Below are 25,447 nucleotides of genomic sequence, written 5' to 3'. Positions count from 1 at the left end.
ATGGATTTAATGAGTATAACAGAATTACTAGATATTTTAAACAATAAAAATATAGTTGTTTGGAAAGAGGGTTGTAACGTAAAGTTTAAAGCACCTAAGGGGAGTTTAACAGATGAATTAAAAGAACAACTTAAGATTAATAAATCAATGCTTTTAGAATATTTGGATAAAGAAAGAAATGTATATTTTAAAAGAGACGATGTAAATCGTTATGAAGAATTTGATTTAACAGAAATACAGAGTTCATATTTATTGGGAAGAAATAAAGCATTTGAATTGGGTGGTGTGGGTTGCCATGGGTATATGGAAATTGAATATAACGAGCTTTTAGATAAGAAAAAAATAGAGATAGCATGGAATAAAGTCATAAAAAAACACGATATGCTTAGAGCAATCATATATAAGAATGGTAAACAAAAAGTACAAAAGGATGTACCATTTGTTGAAGTTGAAGAGAATTTTTCAATAGATGAAAAAGAATTAGTTTTGAGGGAGAAATTAGCCAACAAACAGTATAAAATTGGTGAATGGCCAATGTGTGATATTGCAATAACTAAAATAAATGAAAAAACGTTGCTTCACTTTTCTGTTGATATGATAGTTGCTGACTATATAAGCATGAATATCATATTGAAAGATTTAGAAGATTTTTATTATAACCCCGAAAAAGAAGTGTGTAATTCTAATAGCTATAGAGATATCGTTATATATGAAAAAGGGAGAAAACAAAATAAAAGTGCTAATAGCCAAGAAGATAAAAAATATTGGGAAAATAAGATAGGAAATATGGGAAACGCACCATTCTTACCGACACTAAAGACTGTAGATATAGAAGATAGCTCTTTTCTTCAAAAAAGTATATTTTTAAATGAAGACATGTGGAGTAAACTCTCTGATTTGTCAAAAAATATTGGTGTAACAGTTTCGGCTTTGGTTATGTCAGTATTGTCAGAAATAGTATATTACTGGTCAGGCACAAATAAATTTTGCATAAACACCACTTTATTTAAGAGGAGTTCTTTAAATATAAAAGATATTAATGAAATAGTGGGAGATTTTACGGATGTGAATGTATCAGCAATAGACATAGACAGTAAATTAACATTTAAAGATAGGATAATAAATCTACAAAAGAATTTATGGATGGATATGGAGCATAACTCATTTTCTGGAGTTGAAGTGTTAAGAATGCTTAGCAGATTAAAAGGTGAGAGTGTTGTAGTGCCGTTAGTTTTTACAAGCACAGTTGGTCTGTCAAATGAAAATGACGTATTGCTAAAGCGAAAAGTCAATTATAAAATCAGCCAAACACCTCAAGTTTATATTGATTGTCAGTTAGCAGAGGAAAGGACAGGAGCTAGAATAAATTGGGATATTAGAAAATTTGTGTTTGATCAAGTTGTTATTGATGAAATGTTCGCAGGTTTTGTAAATATAATTAAGGGACTATGTAAAAATCCGCATAAAATTCTAGTTTTGAAAAATCCAGTGGAATTACCTGAAAATATTCTGCAAGTTAGAAATGATATTAATTCAACACAAAGAAATTTTCCAAAAAGAACTTTAGGAGATGGATTTTTAAAAATGCTAAATAAAAATCCAGAGAAAACAGCTCTAGTTTTCAAGGGACATACTTATTCTTATAGAAAATTAAGCTTGTATGTTAGTTCGATAATGGAAGTATTAAAAAACAATAAAATAGGATATGGAGATAGAATAGCAGTTAATATTGAAAAAAATGAGTGGCAGATTGCATCTGTACTAGCTATTGTATTAAGTGGCGCTGTATATGTCCCAATAGACGTAGATCAGCCTATTAATAGAAAAAACAAGATTCTAAAAAAAGCAGATGTTAAAGTGGTTCTATCATGTGATGAAGAGTTGAGTAATTCTGAATTTAAAAATATAAATTTACACAATATTTCTTTAAGTGAATTTTGTAGCATGAAAGATTTAAATTTAAAGAAATATTATATGGATGATGCTTATGTAATCTTTACTTCTGGAACTACCGGTGAACCTAAGGGCGTAAGAATAACGCATGATGCAGCTATGAATACAATAATTGATGTCAATGAGAGATATAGGATACAAGAAACAGACGTGTTTTTGGGGTTAGCGAAATTATCTTTTGATTTATCGGTATATGATATATTTGGGTGTTTTGATATTGGAGGAACATTAGTACTACCAGAATCAGATAAAACAAATAATTCAAAGTATATTTATGATTTAATGTTGCTTCATAGAGTAACTATTTGGAACTCTGTGCCAGCTCAAATGCAACTAATAGTTAATTATTTAGAGGCATCTGAAAAAATAAAAAAGAGTGAATATTTAAGACTATGTATGCTGTCGGGAGATTGGATTCCAACAAATTTACCAAGCAGAGTATACAATATTTTTGAAAATGTGAAGCTTGTCAGCATGGGAGGGGCTACAGAAGCATCCATTTGGTCTATCTATTATGATATAGATAAAAATGAGAAGTTTGATATTAGTGTTCCATATGGATATCCTATGTCAAATCAAAAATTTTTTATTTTAAACAGAGATTTAAATCCTTGCCCCGACTATGTTAAAGGTGGATTGTATATTGGCGGTAAGGGAATATCCAAGGGATACATTGGAGATGAAAAATTAAATAAAGAACAATTTATAAGAAGAAAAGATGGAGGAATCATTTATAAAACAGGTGATACAGGTTATTATTTAAAAAATGGTTTAATTATTTTTACTGGTAGAGAGTCTGGAGATGGACAAATAAAAATTCATGGATATAGAATAGAATTATCAGAAATAGAGGATGCAATTGTTTCTTATAACAAAGTAGATTCTGCACAAGTTGTATATACAAAAGGGAAATCTTTAGATGGTAGAATAAATGCTGTGGTTACTCCTAAGATTAAAAGTTATGTATCTAATGATCTTTATTTGTGTTGTGATGAAATTGAATTTTTAAAAAAGTTAGAATCAAGTGTCTTAGAGAATATGAATCTTAATTTACTAATAAAGTGGGGATATTGTGCTGACCAAGTATCATTGATGTCTATTTTAGGAACATTTCAACATTTTGGAATTTTTACTGATCAAAAAAGCACATATAATATTCAAGAGATTAAAAAAATAATAAACGTACCTGATAAGTTAGACAAGTTATTAAAGAGATGGCTAAATGTTTTGGTTAAAGAAAAAATATTACAATTAGATGAGGAACAATACCAATATTTAGGTGAAGAGAATGGAGAAACGCTTGAACAACTATGGAGTAATTTTTATAAAGTAGAAAATGAATTTAATTACAGTAAGGATTTTTTTGATTATTTAAAAAAATCTAATGATTCTCTACCTGAACTAATAACAGGAATCGAAGATCCGTTAAATTTACTTTTTCCAAAAGGGGATTTAAAACCTGCTTTGGCATCATATCACGACAATAAAATAAATAGAATCAATAATCGATTTATAGCTAATGAAATACATTATTTATGTAATGAAAAAATGAAAAATAACAATAAACCATTTAGGATTTTAGAAGTTGGAGCAGGAGTAGGTGGAACAACTATTGATGTAATTACTAAATTAAAAGATTCAAAAGTTGAATATTATTTCACTGATGTTTCTGAATTCTTTTTTAACAACGCAAAAAACATATTTCATGAATATGATTGGATAAAATACAAAATATTTGATATAAATGAAGATTTTTACAAGCAGGGTCTAGATGCGTTCTCATTTGATTTAATACTATGTGCAAATGTATTACACAATTCTAGAAATATAGATTTCGTTATCAAAAACTTAAAAAATCTATTAGTAGATTCCGGAACCTTGATTATATTAGAGGAAACAAAAATGAGTTATATGTTATTAACATCAATGGAATTCAAAGATGGATTGATAGGATTTGAAGATGAAAGAAAAGAAAGCGAACAAACATTTTTCTCAAAAAAAACAATGGGAAGATATTATAGATAGAAATGATGGCAGTATAACTTATGCATTCCCAAGTAGTGAGTTATTAGAAGTATCAGGACAAAGTGTTTTTGTAACGAGATTTAAAAATGAATATTATACCATAGACAAAACAGAATTATTTGAGCATTTAAATGATTCTTTGCCAAACTATATGATTCCATCTGATATAAAAATATTACAAAATTTACCCAAAACAAGCAATGGGAAAATTAACAAAGATGAAATAATAAGTTTATTCAAAGTAGAAGATGATGATATTAGTATTGATAAATCACAAATGACAGAGATAGAAAAAAAGATTGAAGATATATGGTGTAAAGAGCTAAATAAGTCTTTTATTGGATTAGATGAAAACTTTTATAGTGTAGGAGGAGACTCTCTTTTAATAGCACAAATTATAAGTGAAATTCTGGAAAAAGTAGAAGAAGCAAAAGATTGGGACTGGAGTTCTTTGCTTACTGAAATGATGCAAACGCCGACAATCAGAGAAATTTCCAAAAAAATTCAAAACAGATTTGATAATATTGATAAAAAGATTGATAAGTCTTTATCAATATTAAAAAAATCCAGTTTAGAAAATGATAAGAAAACTGCTAAAGTTTTATTTCACGCAGGGACAGGAACATTATCTGCATATACAGAATTATTAGATTATATTATAAAAGATAGTAATGATGTCGAAGATGTATTGGGCTTTTCTTTTGGAGATGAGGCTGAATATATTTCTATGAAAACTGAGGATACATTTAAAAATCTTGGAGAAAAATATGGAGAGGTATTATGTAAACTCGGTTATTCCAAGTATATCCTTATTGGACATTGCGTTGGTGGATTGATAGCTATTGAGGCTGCGAACTATATAACCAATAAAAATATGAATGTATCAGATGTAACTTTATTGAGTACGACTATTCCAAGAGAACAAAAAAGAACAGTTTTCCATTGTTTATCAAGAAATAAATACGATATAGCACTAAAGACAAGTTTAGAAAATGAATTACTGCTAGAAAGAACATTTTCTAGGCTAATAAATGCTGATATTTTTAAAGCTGGTCATACTGTAAGTGATGAAAGACTTGATGATTGTATAAAATATATGGTAAAAAATCTAGATGGTGACTTGAAAATACAGTCGTTTGAGAGACTTGTTGGAGAGTATGAGGATATAGGACTTGAGTTTAAAAGACTTTCTTCAATTCCAATTTCCGAAAGACTAAATAATCTTTATAATTCAATAAATAGAGATAAGGTAAATTTATTAGATAATGAAATAAAAATGTTAAATACACTATTTAACATCTTTTCTCAAAATTTTGGATGTGTATCAACTTATAAACCCCCAAAATATAACGGGAATGTAAGGGTTTTCTCTTGTGAAGAAACAGAAAAAAGTTTTTATGGAGAATTTTTTGGAGAAGATAAAGAAACTTGGGAGAAGTATTTAGCTGGGAATATAGTGTACAGCAGTATATCAGGACAACATTTTGATTGTTTAACTGGAGAAAATCTAAAACAAAATAGCACGAAGATATTAAAATTCATTAATGAATAGGGAATATTCAAGATGATAAAATTATTTAATGATTCAAGCTAAAAATTGAAGTCATATTGGTTTTTATTTACTAAAAGAGAGGTGAATATATGAAAAATCCGATAATTGGAATATTGGGAGGAAGTGGAAATATTGGTTCAAAATGTGTGGAAATTATAAGTGAGATATATCCTTTATATGCTACCTACAAGAACAATAAAAAACAAGATACAGAAAATTGCACCTATGTACAGATGGACATAAAAGATTTGGGTAAAGTCACTGAATTTTGTAATCAAGTCGATATTTTGATAAATTGTGCTGGAGCATCATATAAAAATGGAGAAAAGATAGCTAAAATAGCAAGTGAATGCAATATTCCATATATAGATCCATCAGGTGAATCATTTTTAGAGGATAAAATAAAAGAAGAATTAGATAACAACATATTTGTTTTATCTTCGGGATATTTCCCTGGATTAAGTGGAATTATGGCAAGTTATGCTTGTAGTTGTTTAAAAAATGTTGATTCTATTTCAGGTTTTAATGTAAGTGAAGAAATTCCCAGTAAATCAGCAATTGAAGACTTTGTTTTAACAAATTTATCTGGGTTTGGAAAAGCGTTATATTATTACAAAAATGGTGAGCTTGTATATGAAGATGGAATTAAATTTGTAAATGTTAATGGTGATATTTATAAGCTATCGAACTATATTACCAAAGAATTTTTAAGAGTAGCAGAAAAATTTAATGTTAACACTGCAAATTGGTTTAATCAAATTTATGACGATAAAGTTATTCGAAAAATGCAGGAAATAGTATTAAAATCTGATAAACTTGAGGGTAGTTATAGTAAAGATATAGATAATATAATTTCATTTTTTAAAGCAAATGTTTCTAAAAATAATTTTAACAAGCTAATAATTTCTGCGAAAAATTCTATGGAAAACATTGAGATTGAAGTAGAAAGTAAAGAAAGCAGTACAATGAGTGCTGTAATTTGTTCTAATCTTGTTAAGAAAATCCTGGAGAAAAATTATAAAAATGGGCTATATTATTCAATGGATATTTTAGACTTTAAAGATATAGAAAGGGATTTGATATTGAAAAATGTTAAAGTAAATATTAAAAAAGAAAAAAAGGAATATGAGGAGGGCGTGTTATAAATGAAGATAGCGGGTGATTTAAACAATCCTAAAATTATGCTAGTTCATGGTGCTGGCTTCTATTGGGAAAATTGTTTTAGGGAAATAATAGAATCTTTAAAATCAAGTTATTGCATTCTATTACCTGTTTTACCAGGTCATAGTAATATCAATGAAGAACCAATTAAATCTGTAGAACAAGTTGCTGCAAGGATAATAAAGGAAATTAAAGATTTAAGAGTTGATAATATTGAACTAGCATATGGTATATCTTTAGGAGCCAGTATTGTTCTTGAAACGATATTGTGTGGAGAAGTTAACATAAAAAAAGTAATCCTAGATGGTGGTCAATATATAAATATGGGAGAAAATATTGAATTATTTTCAAATATAATGTCAAAACAATTTATTGGATTATTAGAAAATAATCATCTTCAAAAAGAAATCAGGGATAACATGGGATATGATGAAAACGACATTGAAGTATTAAAACCAATGTTATTTAAGTCTATAAGCAATGAAACTTTATACAGTGCCTTTAAAGCTGCATATAGTTATGATATAACAAATAAAAATTCTGACAAATTAGCTACGAAAGACATATCTGTTTCTTTTGGAAGTAGAGAAATATACGCAAAAGATTCTTTAAATTATTTAGAAAAGTTAATAAAAAAAGAATTAGAAGTAGAAGAAATAAAAGATATGGGGCATTCAGAAGCTTTAAGTAAGCATCCAGAAATAATAATTGAGATGATAAAGAGTAGAATTAAATGAGTTGATTATCATAAAAATATGGTATAATATTCAAAGATACCGACACAGATGTCTTTAAGGAGGCGGTAGTATTTCTAGAGTGCGAATGAATGTTAAAGATAGATTGGATCAAATAAAAAAAGCATCAATAGCTGTATTTTTAAAAAAAGGGTTTAGAAATACAGTTATGAATGACATTATGGAAGCTACTGGGCTTTCTAGAGGTGGTTTGTATCATCATTATGGTTCTACCTATGAAATTTTATACGACATTATGTTAGAAGGAAATAAATACAGAGAGAAGATAATCTATGATAAGATGAATAAAACAAGTCAGGATTTTAGCGAAGTTTTATCTGAGATTATTTTAGAAAAAATGCTATATCAGAGTGACTATGTTTCAATTTATGCAATGTTTTTGCAGGAATTAAATCATGACGATAAGTTAAAAGACCTATATAAGAAACTAAAAAAATCATCATCTGATAGTATTCTAATGTTATTTGATGAAGATGTAAGAGGTGAATTAAGTGAAGCTATCGAATTAATTACTGATTTGATTAACACATTTATTCTAGGTTGTGAAGTTCTAAATGCAAGAGAAAGTTTTGTGAAGAACAAACTTGCATTAAAAAAAATGATAGGAATTATCTTAGATAATAATGCTAAGTAAATCTTAGGGTTTACTCAGAAAGAAAAAATATATCTTAAATTGGAGGTTTATATGAAATTAAAAGATATCGTACAAGTTACAATTTTTACAGTAGTGGCGTTTATATTAAACATGGCTGTATCAACAGCCACAGGAATGTTAGGAACTTTATCCTTATATATAGCGGCAGGATTTTCTTCCTTTGTAGTAGCTCCACCATTTATAATTATGGCTAAAAAATTACAAAAAAGAGGAATAGCTTTTATATTTTTCATGTTGCTGGGTGTATTTTATGCATTAAGTGGATATTGGCCAATGCTTATAGTAAATGCCATCGCAGCTATTGTAGCAGAATTAATTATAGGTAACTATAAAAATGATAATAGAGTTGCCTTAGCAGTATCTGCTGGAATGTTTGTTATTTCAATGCATGCAATGACATTTGTAAGACTACTTGGACCAGAAAAAATTGTTGAAGTTTTTAGCGTATTTACTAAAGAACAGGCTGCCTTTATGGATGCCTTTTTTACACCAAAGGCAATGCTAATCTCAATAGGCATTAATATCGTCTTGGTATTAATAGCAGGAAGATTTGGATTATATATAAATAATAAGTTTTTTAAAAAGAGTAAAAAATCAGGAATATTGTAATGGAAAAAATAAGGAGAGATGACAACTGTTTTGTAAATCCTATAATCTTATTTGTTTTAATTTTAGCGTTTTCGATTATATTATTTATAACAGATGATATTGGCTACTATATTATGATAGGAATATCAATGTTTCTAACTTTAACTTTTTCCTTAAAACAATTTATTAAACAACTAGCAACATTTCTTATCTTGTTAATTGTTGGCAGAACATTAACCATTATAGATTTAGGAATAGGTGGAAATGCAATTTTAGGTCTTGTAGAAATCGTATTAAAACTCTTTCCGATATTTATTATTGGCGGTATTCTTGTGAATACATCACCGCTTAAAATGATGAGTTCACTTAAGTTTTTACACATTCCAAATGTGTTTGCTCTAAGCATAGTTATAGGAATGAAGTTTATATCAGAGATGGGGTTAAGGATTAAAGAAATAAAGAATGGCATGAAGGTAAGGGGACTAAGATTAAGTCCCCTCCATCCTATTAGGTCTTTTGAACTTTACTTTATCCCTCTTATCTATAAATGTTTGCAAGTGAGTGAAACTTTGACTTCATCTATTATATCTAAAGGAGCAGAATATAGAGGGGAAAGGACTAATTATCATAAAATAACTTTTAAATTTTTTGATATCCTATTCTTACTTTTAGCTATTTTCTTATTGTGGAGGTCAATATGAATGTAATAGAAGCAGATATTAAAAAATTCTCTTATGACGGAAATGATAAGGTAATTTTAAAAGATATAGAGCTAAATATTAAAGAAGGGGAACTTGTTGTTATAAGTGGTTTATCTGGTTGTGGAAAAACTACCCTAACAAGAATATTAAATGGTTTAATTCCGAATCATTATCAAGGACAATTATATGGACAAGTATCTATTTTAGGAAAAGATATTTCGCAATATAACAATGGAGAATTGGCAAAATATATAGGAAATGTTTTTCAAAATCCAACAGATCAGTTTTTCGCAAATATTGTTGAGGATGAGCTTGCCTTTGTTGGAGAAAATTTAGGAATGGAGCTTTCAGAATTAAAGAAAAGAGTTGATGACTCTTTGAGTGTGATGGGAATTGAAAATTTAAAATATAGAAATATCAATTCTTTATCAGGTGGACAAAAGCAAAAAGTTGCTATCTCATCTACTCTTGTTTATGATACTAAAATAATTTTCTTTGATGAACCATCATCAAATTTAGACTATAGGGGAATAGTCGAACTTAAGAATATTCTTAAAAAATTAAAATCATTAGGAAAAACGATAATAATATCTGAGCATAGATTGTTCTACTTAAATGATTTATATGATCATTTTTTGTATATGAAAGATGGTAAAATCGAAAAAGTTTTTAAAAAAGGTGAATTAACAGAAGAGGATTGTAAAAATTACTCTTTAAGAACAACGAATTATAATTTTTTGCTATCTGAAAATATTGATAATTGCAAAAATGTAGTTGAGGATATAAGAGGAGTTGGTATTTCTATTGGTAAAAAAGAATTAATAAAAAATTTAAATATAAGCTTATATGAAAATGAGATAATGGCGATTATAGGTAAAAATGGAGTAGGTAAAACGACTCTTGCAAGATCTTTAGCTGGTTTATTAAACTTTAAAGGCAAGACAAGCTTTGGGAGAAATAAAAAAGAAAGATTAAGAAACTCTTATTATATGATGCAAGATGTAGAATACCAAATATTTTTTGATACGGTGGAAAATGAGCTTTTACAAAAAGATAGAATTAATGACGTTGGATATTTAAATAGACTTAGAAACGAATTAAAACATATTGACCTTTGGGAAAATAGGTACGACCATCCACAAAATCTATCTGGTGGACAAAAACAAAGACTTGCTCTATTAACTGCTTGTTTAAGTGGTAGAAAACTAATAATTCTTGATGAACCCACGTCAGGTTTAGATTACAAGAGAATGAATGATATTTCTGAAATAATAAAAAGATATTCAAAAATATATCCTTTTGCCATAATAACTCATGATATAGAACTTATTTTTAAAGTTTGTAATTCTGTGTTAATGCTTGAAGAAGATGGATATAAGAAAGTATATGTTCAGGGACATGAAAAAGATATTTTGAAATTTATTAAAGATGGATTTTTAATTTAAGGAGGGGATTTTATGAATTTAGTAAAAGAGTATGTAAGTAAAAGAAAAGGCTCATATTTTATATCCGTACTACTTGCCATAGTGGGAGTAGTGGCTGGTCTCTTTTCTTATATTTTTATGGCGAAAATTATTGTGAATTTGATTAATGGCATAAGGGATATTAGCTTATACACTCCACTTTGCATAAGTATTTTAATAACATTTGTTATTAAAGAAGTGGCAGCAGGAATATCAACAAGTATTTCCCATACCGCAACTTTTAACTCATTAGGAGAAATAAGAAATGATATTTCTAAGAAACTTTTTAAGATGCCATTGGGAGATGTATTATCAAGATCATCTGGAGAATTAAAAAATATTATAGTTGAGCAAGTTGATTCTATGGAAACTTCACTTGCCCACCTAGTGCCAGAATTTACGGCAAATTTAGTAGGACCTGTTCTATTATTTATTTATATGTTTACCTTAGATTGGCGATTGACCTTGCTATCACTAATTCCATTTGTGGTGGGAATGGCTACCATGATGTCTGTTATGAATGCTCATTATAAGGAAATGTTTGGAAAGTCAGTTGCCATTGGTCAACATATGAATAATTCCATTGTTGAGTATATAAATGGGATAGAAGTAATCAAGACTTTTAATCAAAGCGAATCATCTTATAAAAAATATGCTGATGCAGTTTATGATAATGCAAGCTTTTATTATAACTGGATGGGTGAATCTATGAATAGGGTTGCCATAGGTAGATTACTTTCTCCTATGGGAATTATTACAATCATACCTTTTGGGATTTTATTTTATATAAATGGAAGTATTGATTTAGGAAATTTAATTACCTTAATCGTCTTATCCTTTGCTACAGTTTCTAGCATTTTAAAAATCATGAACTATATGGATGATATGTCAAGAATATCAACTATAACTTCTGAAATAGGAAAGGTTTTAGATTCAAGAGAGTTAGAAAATATTGACAAGGGAGAAAAAATACAATCCTATAATATAGAACTTCAAGACGTAGACTTTTCTTACGATGGAGAAAAGAAAGTCATTGATAATCTTTCTATGGTAATAAAAGAATCTTCTGTTTCAGCCCTCGTTGGTCCTTCTGGGTCAGGCAAGTCCACAATAGCAAAACTTATTGCTGGATTTTGGAATGTAGATAAGGGATCTATTAAAATTGGCGGAGTAGAAACAAAAGATGTGTCGCTCGAAAACTTGTCTTCACTTATTTCTTTTGTATCCCAAGACAATTTCCTCTTTGATATGACTATAAAGGAAAATATTAGGCTTGGAAATAAGAATGCCTCTGACGAAGAAATTATAGATGTATGTAAAAAATCTGCCTGCCATGATTTTATTATGAATCTATCTAATGGTTATGATACGAGAGTTGGTGAAGGTGGAGGTCATCTATCTGGAGGAGAAAGACAAAGAATATCTATTGCTCGTGCCATGCTAAAGAATGCACCAATCGTAATTTTAGATGAAGCAACTTCTTATATAGATCCTGAAAATGAAGCTCTCATACAAAACGCCTTGGCAAATCTAGTTAAGGGTAAAACTTTAATCATAATCGCTCATAGGCTAAAGACAATTGTTGATGCAGATAGGATATTTGTTATTAAAGATGGTAAATTAAACTCCTATGGAACTCATGAGGGCTTATTAAAGTCATCAGAGCTTTATAAGGAAATGTATGCTGCAAATTTAAGGGGTGATGAAAATGCTTAATGTGTTTAAAAAGATATGGAATTTTTCAAAAGAAGAACAGGTAAATATTAAGAAATCCATTCTCGCTGGATTTTTGCACGCAGTATTTAATGCCCTTGAGTTTGGTGCAATTTACTATATGCTAGTAAATATATTCTCTAAAACTTTAGACTATAAGGGAATCTTTATATGTCTCGGCATATTAGTCATATCTCTTGTTGGCAAAATTATGACACTAAAAATTTCACAGATGGCACAGACTCATGCAGGATATTTTATGGCAGCCCATAAGAGGATAGAAATAGGAGAAAAGATAAAAAGAGTTCCTATGGGTTTCTTTTCAAGCTTTTCACTAGGAAGATTAACTACTATTTCCACATCTTCACTTTCCCAAGCAGAAATGTGGGTGCCTATGCTTTTGGTTCTTGTACTTGGTGGGGTTTTAAATACTTTAGTCTTTGTCCTTGGAACTTTAATATTTAATGTAAAGGTAGGGCTTGTTGCAGTAGTAGGTGTAATAATATTCTTTATAGTTACATCAATGATGGAGAAAAAATCATCAGCTAATGCAGATAAAATGACAGAAACACAAACAAGGCTTACAAAAGAAGTATTAGCAACTTTACAAGGAATGCAGGTTATAAAATCCTATAATCTTGGTGGAGAAAATAACAGGGCTTTAAGAAAGTCTATAAAAGACACATCAAGAATACTCTTAGACCTGGAGAAATCTGTAGCACCATACACAGTTATCCAAAGAATTGTAATGGGAATAACAACAGTAGCTATGGTCTATGTATCATTAAAATTAAATTTATCTGGTGAACTTCCACTTGCTGAAACAATTCTTATGATTATGGCATCCTTTATTATCTTTGAAGGATTAATCGGGGCAGGATCAAACATGGCAATCCTAAGAGCTTGCGAAAATGCCATAGATTCTGTAGGTTTTATCGACTCTATGCCTGATATGAGAGAAGGAAGTATTACAGAGCCTATAAAAAATCACAATATAGTCTTTAAAAATGTCAGCTTTTCTTATGATGATAGACCAATTTTAAAAAATATCTCAGCAGAGATAAAAGAAAATACCATGACTGCTATTGTTGGACCATCTGGATCTGGTAAGACAACATTTTGTAATCTCATAGCGAGATTTTGGGATGTAAATTCTGGTGAAATTTTAATAGGTGGAAAGAATATTAAGGACTATAGGATAGAAAATCTTATGAATTCAATTTCCATGGTATTTCAAGACGTCTATCTCTTTGAAGATACAATTGAAAACAATATAAAATTTGGAAAACAAAATGCAAGCCATGAAGAAGTTGTAGAAGCTGCAAAGAAGGCAAGGTGCCATGAATTTATAGAAGCTTTACCAGAAGGATATGACACTATCATCGGAGAAGGTGGAGCAAGTCTATCAGGCGGAGAAAAACAAAGAATTTCCATAGCCAGAGCCATGCTAAAAGATGCAGATATAATTATCTTTGATGAAGCAACTGCAAATATAGACCCAGAAAATGAAGATAAACTTAAAGAAGCAATAGAATCATTAACAAAAAATAAGACGGTAATAATGATTGCCCATAGACTAAAGACAATAAGAAATGCTGACCAGATTTTAGTCTTAAAAGATGGAGAGATAGTAGAACGTGGAAATCATGAAGAACTGATTAAAAATAATGGACTTTATTCTGACTTGATTAATGCAAAATCTAAGGCTGAGTCTTGGAAACTAAGCAATTAATATAGAGTGGAACTATAAACAATATTAAATATTAAAATATAATGACTTAATGAACTGAGACTAATATGAAAATAATTGAAACAAAAAATAATACACCTTTTCTTTAAGTTATTCTATATACAGTATAGATAATTCAATCCAATGTCATTATCCGGAGGTCAAAAACAAAGAGTTGCAATTGCAAGTGCTATCGCTTCTGATAGAACAATTCTGATTTTGGACGAGCCTACAAGTGGTTTGGATTTTAGGAATATGAAAGAAGTTTCTAATGAAATGATGAGGCTTAAAGAGGACGGGAAAACTATTTTTATTATTACACATGATCCGGAATTAGTAGAATGCTGTTGTGATTATTTTATGTTTATAGAGATTGGAAAAGTCAAATGGCATGGTGTTAAAGATAAAAGGAATATGGAAAAAATTAGGGAATTCTTCAATCAAACTTAAAATTTGCTTAAAAAATATGGATGAAAAAAGGAGGTAATTTTATGAAACAAGATATGAAAGAACAATTATTAACAAAAAGACCTATAGATTTACTTTTTCAATTATCCATACCTGCTGTAATAGGAATGATAGTAATAGGTCTTTATCCACTAATGGATGGAATTTTTGCAGGAAATATTATAGGACAAAGTGCAATGACCGCTTGTGGAGTTGCACTTCCACTTACATTTTTTAACAGTGGTACATCAACTTTACTTGGAGTGGGAAGTGCATCAATTTTATCTAGATCTCTTGGAAAAGGTGATAGAGAAACCGTAGATAAGATTATGGGAAATTTGATTTATTTTGTAATTTTATTTTCCGTAATAATTACAGTTGGAGGAATAATTTTAGCTCCACATTTTCTAGACTTAGTAGGTGCAAGTGGAGAGATTAAAGAACTTGGAGTTAGGTACTTAAGGGTAATATTTTTAGGCTCTATTTTTGTAAACTTCACACAATCAGCTAATATGGTTATGCGTGGCGAAGGTCTTATGAAAAGAGCCATGGGAATTATGGCAATGGGAGCCTTTATAAATATTATTCTTGATCCAATACTTATGAAAGCTATGGGAGAATATGCCATAGAAGGGGCTGCCATTGCAACCGTAGTTGCTCAAATTATTCAAGCTATTGTAACTTTATATTACTTTAAAAATAAAAGTGAAAATGTAAAAATAGGAAAAATTAGAAAGTATAAAGAAGTTTATAAAGAAATGTTTGGTGTAGGAGTTTCTGCAATGATTATGCAAGTTTTCTTTATGATTCAACAGACACTTTTATATAAACAAGCCTTTTTATACGGAGGAGAGACAAACGGCATATTAATGGCAGCAACTTTAAGAATTTATGCCTTTTCATTCATTCCACTTTGGGGAATGAGCCAAGGACTTCAACCGGTCGTTGGAACAAATTTTGGTGCTAAAAAATTTGATAGGGTAAGAGAAACTATGAAAGTATTTTCAATAGGCGGACTAGTTCTTGCTGCAATATTTTGGATACCTGTACAAATATTTACAAGAGAAATTCTATCAGGATTTAATGTAAGTGAAGAAATAATATCACAAGGATTGAATAATCTTAGATTATTTTACTCAGTATTTATTTTATACGGAGTAATGGTTATGACCATAACATTTTTCCAAGCTATTGGTGATGGCAAAAAGGCAGGAAAGATTGTAATGCTAAGACAACTTATTTTATTTGTTCCAGCTATGTTAATACTTCCTAAAATTTTCGGTAGTAGTGCAGTTTGGTGGGCAGAGCCGGCAGTTGATTTATTGATGATTATAGTTGGATTAATAATGCAAGGAAAAGCTCTTTCAAAAATGGTAAAAGGCAACTAAATAATATTTTAAAAAATAATATATTTAGACTTTGAAGGGAGAGATTTTCATTGTGAATGAAAATTCAAAAAGATAAAGATTATCCGTCAATCAAAAAAATTACAAATACAAAAAAACTGGGAAAAAAGTATTTATTTCCAAAAGGTTTAATAAGTCAACAATGATATATATAAGCGGGAATAAGTACAGGATGCTTATATAGTTATTATAAAAGAAAAGAGGATATTTTATATGATTTAATTTCTGAAAAATTTAATTTTGTGAAATTCATAGAATTTGTATTAAAGGATGTAGACAGTATTATTAATACAAATATTATAGAAATATTAATAGATAAAATATTCAGTTGTGAAGAATTCAGATCTATATATGCTATTTTTTAGTTGAATCTAAGGATGATTAAAAATTTAAGAATTTGAAAGAACAAATAAAACTCAGATTTATAAATTATTTTAATAATAATTTAGATAATCACACAAGCATGGAAGCTGATAAATTTCATGACAAGCTTTAGTTATTAATACTTTCAATAAAATATTTAGATACTAAAAAAGATAATTATGCTCATATCTATATTTAGAAAGATATATGTGTAATGGAGGTAGATACTTTAATGATAAAAAATCTATATAAGGAAATAATAAGTTTATCTACCTATTTAAACATCATATTTATTTTTATTTTTTAGATTTAATAAAAAACTGCATTTAGTTTTTAAACTATTATTTTTTAGAGGACGCGGCATGTCTAAATGTCGCAGTCCTCCTTTTTTTATTTTCAAAAAAAATTTGAAAAAGAAAAGGAGGACAAGATGTCTAAAGAAAAATATATTTATGTGGATGGAAAGAAAATATATGTAAGCGATGAAATTTATAGAGAATATAAGAAACTAAAGAATCGTGAAGAGTATCTATCAAGACTAGATAGAAAGTATAGAGATCTTTATTTTACAAGCGAAAATGATGCTATAGAAAATATAGTAGATAAAAGTGTAAATGTAGAAAAGATAATTGAGACTAAGCTTAGAATAGGGGATCTATATAAGGCACTTGATAACTTAAATGAGGAAGAAAGAAAGATAATCGATGCTTTATATTTTGAAGAAAAAACAATCCGAGATCTAGCAAAAGAAAAAGATGTATCTTCCAAAAAAATTTTCACATCAAGAAATAAAATATTACAAAAACTAAAAAAACTACTCGATGTAGAAGATTAGGGAATTACTAAGGATCTTCTTGTTTTATGGGAAATTAAAAAATACTTCAAAAAAATGGAAACAAGAGGCATAAAAATTAAGGTTTATATATAGAGGGACTTTTAAAACCTCGTTATATATAGATTTGAACCTTGACAACTGAATAGACCAGGACAGGACATTAACCATTTGTGGAGCTTTATAATTTCTTCGCCATGACTTTTCTGCTGATCAGAGTTTCGGTTTAAATAAATACTCTAGTTAAAAGAAGGATAAAAGAAAACGAGCGACAAAAAGAAATTATATATTCAGCCTAGGAAACTGATGCATTGAAGCAAATGGGGATAATGATACTTCTACAGTTGTTGCCGGCTCATCTTGAAAAGGGGCGGTGGTGAAATTCCAATGTCGTGACCTACACGCCTGTTAATGTCAAAAAACTTAAAAAAATTAAAGATAAGGAGAAGATATTATGTGTGATGAACATAATATAAACACAGAAATGAAAACAGATAAAAAAGATAAACAGATGATAAATCAAATTGATGGTTGGAACATAGAAGTTAAATTTAATGAAAATGGATTTAACTTAGAAAATTTAGTAGAGGAATATATCAAAGAAAAATTTTCTGTATATTAGGGGCTGACAAAAAATATAAGGAGCGTTATAATATTTTTGTGGAAGCCTAACCTTGGTTCGATTTATTGTATGTAAATTGAATTAAAGGAGGCTTTTTTATGTTTAAAAACAATTTAGCAAAAGAAAATTTGGCAGTTATGTATTTAAGATTATCAAAAGAAGATGGCGAAAAAACAGAAAGTAACTCTATATCCAATCAAAGAGAAATTATAAACTCTTATGCAAGAAAAAATCAAATTCCAATAGTAAAAGAGTATGTAGATGATGGGTATTCAGGTGCAAATTTTGATCGTCCCAATTTTAAAGAAATGATAAAGGCTGCCTATGATAGAAAGTTCAATACAATTATTGTAAAGGACTTATCAAGATTCGGAAGAGATTATATAGAAGCTGGAAAATATATTCAAAGAATATTTCCGGAAAACGGTATAAGATTTATATCAGTAAATGACAATTACGATAGTAAAAGTGCAGATATAAACGATACACATCTTATACTTCCTATAAAAAACTTCATCAATGATAGTTATTGCCGAGATATTTCCAATAAGGTAAAAAGCTCTCAAAAGATAAAAAGAGAAAAAGGAGACTTTATCAGTGCTTTTGCACCTTATGGATATAAAAAGTCTGAGGAGAATAAAAACAAGTTAGTGATTGATAAAAAGATATCGGATATTATCAAAAATATATTTGATATGAAACTCTTGGGATATTCCTCAAAGGCAATTGCAGATGAACTAAATCATTTAGGAGTTTTAACTCCAAGAAAATATAAAGAAAGTCAAGGATTTAAGTGTAATGGATTTCAAAATACAAAAGGTGGAACTTGGTCAGCAAAGACAGTAAATAGAATTATAGAAAATGAAGTATATATTGGTAATACATTGCAGGGAAAGAGTGTTACTTTAAGTTATAAAAATAAAAAGCAGATAGAAAAAGAGAAAGAAGAATGGATAAGAGTAGAAAATACCCATGAAGCAATTATAAGTAAAGAAGTTTTTACTATTGCAAATACTATGTTAAAAAGAGATTTGAATAACTCTCGTGGAAAGGACAAAATTGATGTTTTTACAGGAATGCTTTTTTGTAAAGAATGTGGAAGTTCTTTGATTAGAAGGACTGTAAAGTATAAAAAAAGAGAAGAGGTTTTTTATATCTGTTCAAAGTACAACAAGGAAAAATCTTGCACAAGACACAGCATAAAAGAAGAAACCTTGATAAAAGCAGTATCTAAAATAATGAAGTCCTACATTGAATTTAATGAAAATCTATATTCTAAAGTTCAGTGTATAGATATAAATAAAAATTTGAAAGACAATCAAATTCCTCTACTAAAACGAGAAAAAGCAATGACAGAAGAACTCTTATCTTCTCTATACCTTGACCTAAAAGAAGATGTTATCAGTAAAGAAGAATATCAACTTTTTAGAAAAAACTATACAGAGAAATTGACTAAATTAGATGAAAGTATCGAGTATAGATTAAAAAAACAGGAAGATACTAAGGAGAAGATTGACAAAAATAAGAGTTGGATCATCGACATTAACAAGTATAAAAATTTATCTGAAATAGATAGATTGTCTGTTGTGATGCTTATTGATAAAATTTTTATTTCTGAAGATAAGACGATAGATGTTAGATTTAATCATACTGAAGAATTGTCTTTACTTGAAGAAATGACAAAAATGGATAAGTCTGACATTAAAGCTAACACTATAAAAAAGAAAAGTATCGATAAAAGCAGGAAGTCAAAAACTATTCCCACTGTTATGAATAAAAGTCTTGTAAGTGCTGAAAGTGAGGTATGCTGTGGCTAGAACAAAAAACAGGCATATATCACAATCAGAAACAGAAGTTGGAAAAGTGATTGAAAAAATATACATTGCCGGTATTTATGCTAGATTATCACAGGAAAGAAAGGAAGCTTACAGGGATAAAAGTAATTCACTTGAAATGCAGGAAGAACTTTGTATAAATGCTGCAAAAGAAAAAGATATAAAGATTTTAAGAGTATACAAGGACTATGAGTATTCTGGAACAAATTTTAAAAGACCTGCATTTATTGAAATGATGGAAGATATCCGAACAGGTAGGATAAATTGTATCATAGTAAAAGATATGTCAAGGTTTGGTAGAGAGTATTTAGAAATCGCAAACTATATCGAAAAAGTATTTCCATTTTTGGGAGTTCGATTTATTTCCGTAAATGATAATTTGGATACTAAAGACGGTATAAAATCAGAACAGAGTTATGAAATAGCAATAAAAAATATCTTTAATGATTTATACGCAAAAGATATTTCAAAGAAAATAAAAGCCTCTAAAGAAATAAAAATGAAACAAGGGTCTTTTATAGGAGCGATGGCTCCGTATGGCTATAAGGTTGATAAAATTGATGGAAAAAGAGTTCTGGTGATGGACGAAAAGGCATCAGATGTAGTAAGACTTATCTTTTATATGGCAGGTCAAGGTAAATCCAATATGCAAATAGCAAGAGAATTGACTAAAACATATACGACACCTGATGAATATAAAAGAACAGGTAAAATTTTTAAGGATAAAGAAGATACAAAACAATGGGATATTTCTTATATATCAAAAATGCTTTCTGATGAAGTATATATTGGGAATTTGATTCAAAGAGTATACTCAAATAGACATGATCCAAGTAGGAAAAGTAAGTTTCGTGATAAAGAAGAGTGGATTATAACAGAGAACACCCACGAAGGGTTAATAGACAAAACTACATTTGAAAATATCAGAGAGATAAAGGAGAAAAAACAAAACTATCTACCTTACCATTCACTGAAAAACATAATAAAAGACGGAAAAGAAAATGTTGGAGTAAAAATTCAAAGAGATTATAAAAAAGAAGGAAAGTATGACGACCTCATACAATGCAGTGTTTGTGGTAGAAATTTGAAAAAACAATATGGACCACGAGGACTGAAATATCATGATGAGATTTGCTATTGCTATTATTGTAAAGGTGGAGACAGATTAAAATTGGAAAAATCTCATGTCAGAATATATGAAACAGACCTCGACAAAATTTTAGTAGATACCTTAAAAAGACTGTTTTCAAGCTTTTATAAAAAGGATAAAAGATTACAACTAAAAATATATTTAGAAAATAAAAGTGCTGAAAAGATAAATCAAGTTTCTATAAAAACAGATGTAAATAATAAAAAGATTGCTTCTCTTAGGATCAATCTACAAGAACAATATGAAAACTATGTTAAAGGAGATATTCTTTTAAGTGATTTTAAAATAGAAAGTAAAAAAATAGATAATCAAATAAAAACCTTAAAAAATGAGTTAAAAGTTTTTGATGAAAGAATAAGAAATATAAAAAAGATAAAAAGAGAAATTATAGAATTTATAGATGTACTATTTTGCTGCTTGGATGCTAAAAGCATAGAAGTTGATAAAGAATTGGTCGATACATTAATTAGCCATATAGAAATATCAGAGTATAAGCAGGTTACCATATATTTTAAGTTTAAACTTGATAAAGATATGGGAAAGCAGTTGGAGGTAGAGCATGAATAAGATAGCTATATATTTAAGACTTTCTGAAGAAGATTATCACAAAGTAGATGAAAGTGTAAGTATAGTAAATCAAAGAGATTATATAAAAAGCTACATTGAAAATGAAACATCTTTAAAAAGTTGTGAAATAGAAGAATATGTAGATGATGGATATTCTGCTACTAATACAAATAGACCTTCATTTTTAAGGCTTATTGAGGATATAAAGAGTGGTAAAGTAGGAACTATAATTGTAAAAGATATGTCTAGGTTTTCAAGAGATTATATCCTACTTGGGGATTATTTGAGCAATATATTTCCATTTCTAAAAATACGATTTATAGCTATTAATGACAACTATGATTCTTTAAAAGAACAAGGTAATGGCTTAGATACAGATACACAGTTTAAGACATTGTATTATGATTTATTCAGTAAGGAATTATCTGAAAAGGTAAGAAGTTCTATTAGGCAAATTAAATCGCAGGGGAAAAATATAAATTGGGCAGCACCTTTTGGATATATTAAAGATCCTAAAGATAAACATAGTATCATCATTGATGAAAAAACAGCTTTTATAGTTAAAGAAGCTTTTGATTTATTGCTAAAAGGATATTCGTGTATTCAAGTGGCTAATATATTTAATGAAAAAGGTTATATTACACGCTCTGAACGAAAAGAAGAACTGAAACTTTCTGATTATACTGGAAATTTAATTACTGGAAGTGAGGTAAAGAAAAGAGTTTGGACAAACGCAGCTATCTCACAGATTACAAGGAACGAACTATATACAGGAGATTATGTATATAATAAATTCAAAGAAACAAAAATAGGTGGAAGAAAAAGAATTTTACTTCCTGAAGAGGAGTGGAAAATACTTCCAAATACCCATGAAGCGATTATTTCAAGAGAAGTATTTGATGAGGTAAAGAAAATAAAAGAAAAAAGAAGTTTTGGAGGATATACAGGAAATAAAAATCGTTCTATTTTTTCTGATAAGATTTTTTGTAAAGAATGTGGTAGACATATGAGTTTTCGCAGTGATATTAGACAAAAGAAAAATTCAGATAAAATACACAAGTATAAAAGTTATTATTGTAATTTATGTAAAGCTGAGAAAACACCAAACAATATCAAAGAGAGAGATATTATTGAACTTATAAAACCCAAATTAAAAGATTTTAAGATACAAAACACATTAAATGAAGAGAAAGTCATAGAACACAATAATGTAAAAGAAGAGATTCTAAAGGAAATATCCATATTAAACAGTAATTTACAAATCATCTATGAAAACTATAAAAAGAAAAATATTTCAAAAGAGGCGTATCTAAAGGAAAAATCTCTTATACAAGATAAAAAGATATTATTGGAGAGTAAGTTGGAAGAATTGAAGTCAGAGAAGATTGATTCAAGGAAAGAAACGGATATTACAGTCTTAGACGAAGAAAGTTTATTGAAGGCTTATTTAGACAATAAAATTGATAAAATAATTGTATCAAGAAGTGGAGAAATAGAAATTTTAGAAAAATAGATGAATAGCATTAAAAGTAACTCATAATCTCGCCAACTTTAATTTTAATACGCCAAAGTGAAAATAATGGCGAGGAAATTTGCGAAAATAAATAGTACTGTTTACTATGAGTTGATAGGGTAAATATTTAGGAACAAATAAAAAAATGATATAATTATAGTTAAAATGAGATATTGTGAGGTGATTTTTGTGTCTAAAATAAATGTAAAAGGATCAGAAATTAGCATTATTGCCATAGATAATAGAGATTATATTTCTTTAACCGACATGGTTAGAAATGTTGAAAATGGTGTGGCACTAATAGAAAAATGGCTAAGGAATAAAAATACAATTGAATTTTTAGGAATATGGGAAGAAATGTATAATGCGAATTTTAATTCCACCGAATTCGAGGGAATTAAAAATGAAGCAGGTTTTAATCGTTTTATTTTATCGGTTAAACAATGGGTCAATAAGACGAATTCTATCGGAATTGTTGCCAAAGCAGGAAGATATGGTGGAACATATGCACATAAAGACATAGCTTTTGAATTTGCGTCGTGGGTATCACCTTATTTTAAGCTCTATCTAATTAAAGAGTTTGAGCGCTTAAAGGAAGAAGAGCAAAAACAATTAGGTTGGGATATCAAGAGAAATTTAGCTAAGATAAATTACAAAATTCATACAGATGCAATTAAGAATAAACTTGTCCCTGAAAAATTATCAAAGGAGAGAATAAACTATATCTATGCAAGTGAAGCAGATATATTAAATGTAGCTTTGTTTGGAATGACAGCAAAAGAATGGCGTGAAAATAATCCGGAGTTAAAAGGAAATATGAGAGACTATGCTGATATATCACAATTAGTGTGTTTATCAAATCTTGAGAACTTAAATGCTGTTTTTATAAATGAGGGAATAGATGCAACTGAAAGGATAGAAAAATTAAATGCAATTGCTATTGAACAAATGAGGATTCTAACAGAAAGTGAACGTATAAAAAAGTTAAAATAAAAGTTTTGTATATAAATTAGGCGATAGAAATATCGTCTAATTTTATGTAACAATTGCTTGACATTGTAGGGAAAGTCCACCCTCTTAAAACTCATGCTGGGGGAACTCAAGGCCCAAAAGGGGGAAATTCACCTCCTGGGCAAGAAGATCCAAGACTACCGGTCCTTTAAAGAAATCGGCTATGTCCCCCAAATTAATATCGTCAATAAGATTGCCTTTCCCATTACCTGCCTAGAGCTGGTGGCCCTGAACCTCTATGAGGACTTTGGCCCCATTAAGATTCCAAGAAAGAGCCACTATGCCAAGGCAGAGCAACTCTTGGAAGAAATGGGCATGGCAGACTATAAAAAATACCCAGTAAATGAATTGTCCGGGGGCCTCCAACAAAGGGCCATGATTTGCCGGGCCATGATTAACCAACCCAAGCTCTTGATTTTAGATGAACCCACGGCTGGAGTGGACAAGGTCAACAAGGAAAAATTCTTCCGGACCATTGCCCACCTAAACCAGGACCTGGGAATTACTGTCATCATGGTAACCCATGAATTGAAAGAAGTGGAATCCTGTTTGGAAATTTCACACCGTTACAGCATTGAAGAAGGGAGGCTGGTCCAATGTTAGAATTTGCCTTTATGCGTAAGGCCCTTTTAGCGGGCCTGCTCTTGTCCATTATGATCCCCATGATTGGGGTGGTGATGGTCAACCGAAAGACCTCCATGATTGGAGACGCCCTGTCCCATACAGCCTTGGCCGGAGTTGGAATGGGTCTGATTTTAGGTTTCGACCCCTTGGTTGGCTCGGCCATTATCTGTGTCATTGCGGCCTTTTTAATCGAAGTCATCCGCAAGAGGTTTCCCCAATACGGCGACATGGCTACGGCCGTAATCATGTCTACGGGTCTTGGAATTGCAGCCATCTTGTCCGACTTTGCCCCGGGAGGGAATTCCTTTGAATCCTACCTTTTCGGGTCCATTTCCTCGGTGACTAATATGGATGTCATCAACATAAGCCTGGTCTTTGTGGCCATCCTCTGTGCATCCATTGCAGGTTATTCGGGACTTTTGGCCATTTCCATTGACCCCAACCTGGCCCGATTGTCCGGAGTCAAGGTCAAGGCCATGAACGCCGTCTTTACTTTTCTCTCGGCCATTACCATTGCCTTGGCCGTAAAAATTGTAGGGGCCCTTATGGTGACTTCCCTAATTGTTTTGCCGGTGGCCACCTCCTTAATTGTGGCTCGGTCCTACAAGTCGGCCTATCTTTTAACCATTGGCCTGGGTATTGTCTACATGATGGTGGGGATCATCCTCTCCTTCTACCTGGACATCAAACCCGGTGGGGCCATTGTAGTCAATGCCGTCTTGGGCATGTTGGTCTTTGTCCTCTACCGCAAGGTACGCAAGGCCTAGCCAGGACAAAAGGGA

Annotated in this window: 19 protein-coding genes and 1 pseudogene; all 20 read left to right on the top strand. The window is 30.0% G+C overall.

Annotated elements, in window-relative coordinates; genetic code table 11:
- Positions 1–9: 9 nt before the first annotated feature.
- Positions 10–3,978, top strand: coding sequence for an amino acid adenylation domain-containing protein (locus tag BQ7400_RS04350; RefSeq protein ID WP_245759409.1), 3,969 nt, complete (start codon positions 10–12; stop codon positions 3,976–3,978).
- Positions 3,914–5,530, top strand: coding sequence for a thioesterase domain-containing protein (locus BQ7400_RS10810; RefSeq protein WP_245759408.1), 1,617 nt, complete (start codon positions 3,914–3,916; stop codon positions 5,528–5,530). The genes BQ7400_RS04350 and BQ7400_RS10810 overlap by 65 nt, the downstream gene beginning before the upstream one ends.
- Positions 5,531–5,619: 89 nt before the next feature.
- Positions 5,620–6,675 carry a saccharopine dehydrogenase family protein gene (locus BQ7400_RS04345; RefSeq protein WP_072469608.1) on the top strand — a complete coding sequence of 352 codons (1,056 nt, stop codon included), beginning with the start codon at positions 5,620–5,622 and terminating at the stop codon, positions 6,673–6,675.
- A complete protein-coding gene (locus BQ7400_RS04340) occupies positions 6,676–7,428 on the top strand; it encodes an alpha/beta fold hydrolase (RefSeq protein WP_004837854.1) in 753 nt (250 codons plus the stop codon).
- 85 nt (positions 7,429–7,513) lie between these two features.
- On the top strand, positions 7,514–8,080 hold the full coding sequence (locus tag BQ7400_RS04335; protein ID WP_083553269.1) for a TetR/AcrR family transcriptional regulator: 567 nt from the start codon (positions 7,514–7,516) through the stop codon (positions 8,078–8,080).
- 51 nt (positions 8,081–8,131) lie between these two features.
- Complete coding sequence (locus BQ7400_RS04330) at positions 8,132–8,710, top strand: MptD family putative ECF transporter S component (RefSeq protein WP_002838928.1); 579 nt, start codon at positions 8,132–8,134, stop codon at positions 8,708–8,710.
- A complete protein-coding gene (locus BQ7400_RS04325) occupies positions 8,710–9,390 on the top strand; it encodes an energy-coupling factor transporter transmembrane component T family protein (RefSeq protein WP_072469606.1) in 681 nt (226 codons plus the stop codon). The genes BQ7400_RS04330 and BQ7400_RS04325 overlap by 1 nt, the downstream gene beginning before the upstream one ends.
- Positions 9,387–10,835 (top strand): ABC transporter ATP-binding protein, encoded by a 1,449-nt coding sequence (locus BQ7400_RS04320; RefSeq protein ID WP_072469605.1) that lies wholly within the window; start codon positions 9,387–9,389, stop codon positions 10,833–10,835. Before BQ7400_RS04325 ends, BQ7400_RS04320 begins: the two co-directional genes overlap by 4 nt.
- Before the next feature lie 12 nt (positions 10,836–10,847).
- Entirely contained in the window at positions 10,848–12,569 is a 1,722-nt protein-coding gene (locus BQ7400_RS04315; RefSeq protein WP_072469604.1) for an ABC transporter ATP-binding protein, read from the top strand.
- Positions 12,562–14,298: an ABC transporter ATP-binding protein gene (locus BQ7400_RS04310; protein ID WP_072469603.1), complete on the top strand. Its 1,737-nt coding sequence runs from the start codon at positions 12,562–12,564 to the stop codon at positions 14,296–14,298. The genes BQ7400_RS04315 and BQ7400_RS04310 overlap by 8 nt, the downstream gene beginning before the upstream one ends.
- A gap of 141 nt (positions 14,299–14,439) precedes the next feature.
- On the top strand, positions 14,440–14,745 hold the full coding sequence (locus BQ7400_RS04305) for an AAA family ATPase (protein WP_072469602.1): 306 nt from the start codon (positions 14,440–14,442) through the stop codon (positions 14,743–14,745).
- Positions 14,746–14,786: 41 nt separating this feature from the next.
- Entirely contained in the window at positions 14,787–16,130 is a 1,344-nt protein-coding gene (locus BQ7400_RS04300) for an MATE family efflux transporter (RefSeq protein ID WP_072469601.1), read from the top strand.
- Positions 16,131–16,941: 811 nt separating this feature from the next.
- Complete coding sequence (locus tag BQ7400_RS04295) at positions 16,942–17,346, top strand: sigma factor-like helix-turn-helix DNA-binding protein (RefSeq protein ID WP_072469600.1); 405 nt, start codon at positions 16,942–16,944, stop codon at positions 17,344–17,346.
- Positions 17,347–17,797: 451 nt separating this feature from the next.
- On the top strand, positions 17,798–17,965 hold the full coding sequence (locus BQ7400_RS04290; RefSeq protein ID WP_072469599.1) for an aminoacyl-tRNA hydrolase: 168 nt from the start codon (positions 17,798–17,800) through the stop codon (positions 17,963–17,965).
- A 98-nt stretch (positions 17,966–18,063) separates the two neighbouring features.
- Positions 18,064–19,782 carry a recombinase family protein gene (locus BQ7400_RS04285; protein ID WP_072469598.1) on the top strand — a complete coding sequence of 573 codons (1,719 nt, stop codon included), beginning with the start codon at positions 18,064–18,066 and terminating at the stop codon, positions 19,780–19,782.
- On the top strand, positions 19,775–21,517 hold the full coding sequence (locus BQ7400_RS04280) for a recombinase family protein (protein ID WP_072469597.1): 1,743 nt from the start codon (positions 19,775–19,777) through the stop codon (positions 21,515–21,517). The genes BQ7400_RS04285 and BQ7400_RS04280 overlap by 8 nt, the downstream gene beginning before the upstream one ends.
- Complete coding sequence (locus BQ7400_RS04275; RefSeq protein WP_072469596.1) at positions 21,510–23,030, top strand: recombinase family protein; 1,521 nt, start codon at positions 21,510–21,512, stop codon at positions 23,028–23,030. Before BQ7400_RS04280 ends, BQ7400_RS04275 begins: the two co-directional genes overlap by 8 nt.
- A 189-nt stretch (positions 23,031–23,219) precedes the next feature.
- A complete protein-coding gene (locus BQ7400_RS04270) occupies positions 23,220–24,023 on the top strand; it encodes a KilA-N domain-containing protein (protein ID WP_072469595.1) in 804 nt (267 codons plus the stop codon).
- Between the two features lie 69 nt (positions 24,024–24,092).
- Positions 24,093–24,644 (top strand): annotated as a pseudogene (locus tag BQ7400_RS04265) (metal ABC transporter ATP-binding protein); the annotation flags it as partial.
- Positions 24,638–25,432: a metal ABC transporter permease gene (locus BQ7400_RS04260; RefSeq protein WP_072469594.1), complete on the top strand. Its 795-nt coding sequence runs from the start codon at positions 24,638–24,640 to the stop codon at positions 25,430–25,432. The pseudogene BQ7400_RS04265 and the gene BQ7400_RS04260, both read left to right, overlap by 7 nt.
- Positions 25,433–25,447 lie beyond the last annotated feature (15 nt).

The sequence above is a fragment of the Urinicoccus massiliensis genome, assembly GCF_900120405.1.
GTDB lineage: Bacteria > Bacillota > Clostridia > Tissierellales > Peptoniphilaceae > Urinicoccus > Urinicoccus massiliensis.
Note: the sequence above shows the minus strand (reverse complement) of the source record. Positions and strands in the feature narration are given on the sequence as shown.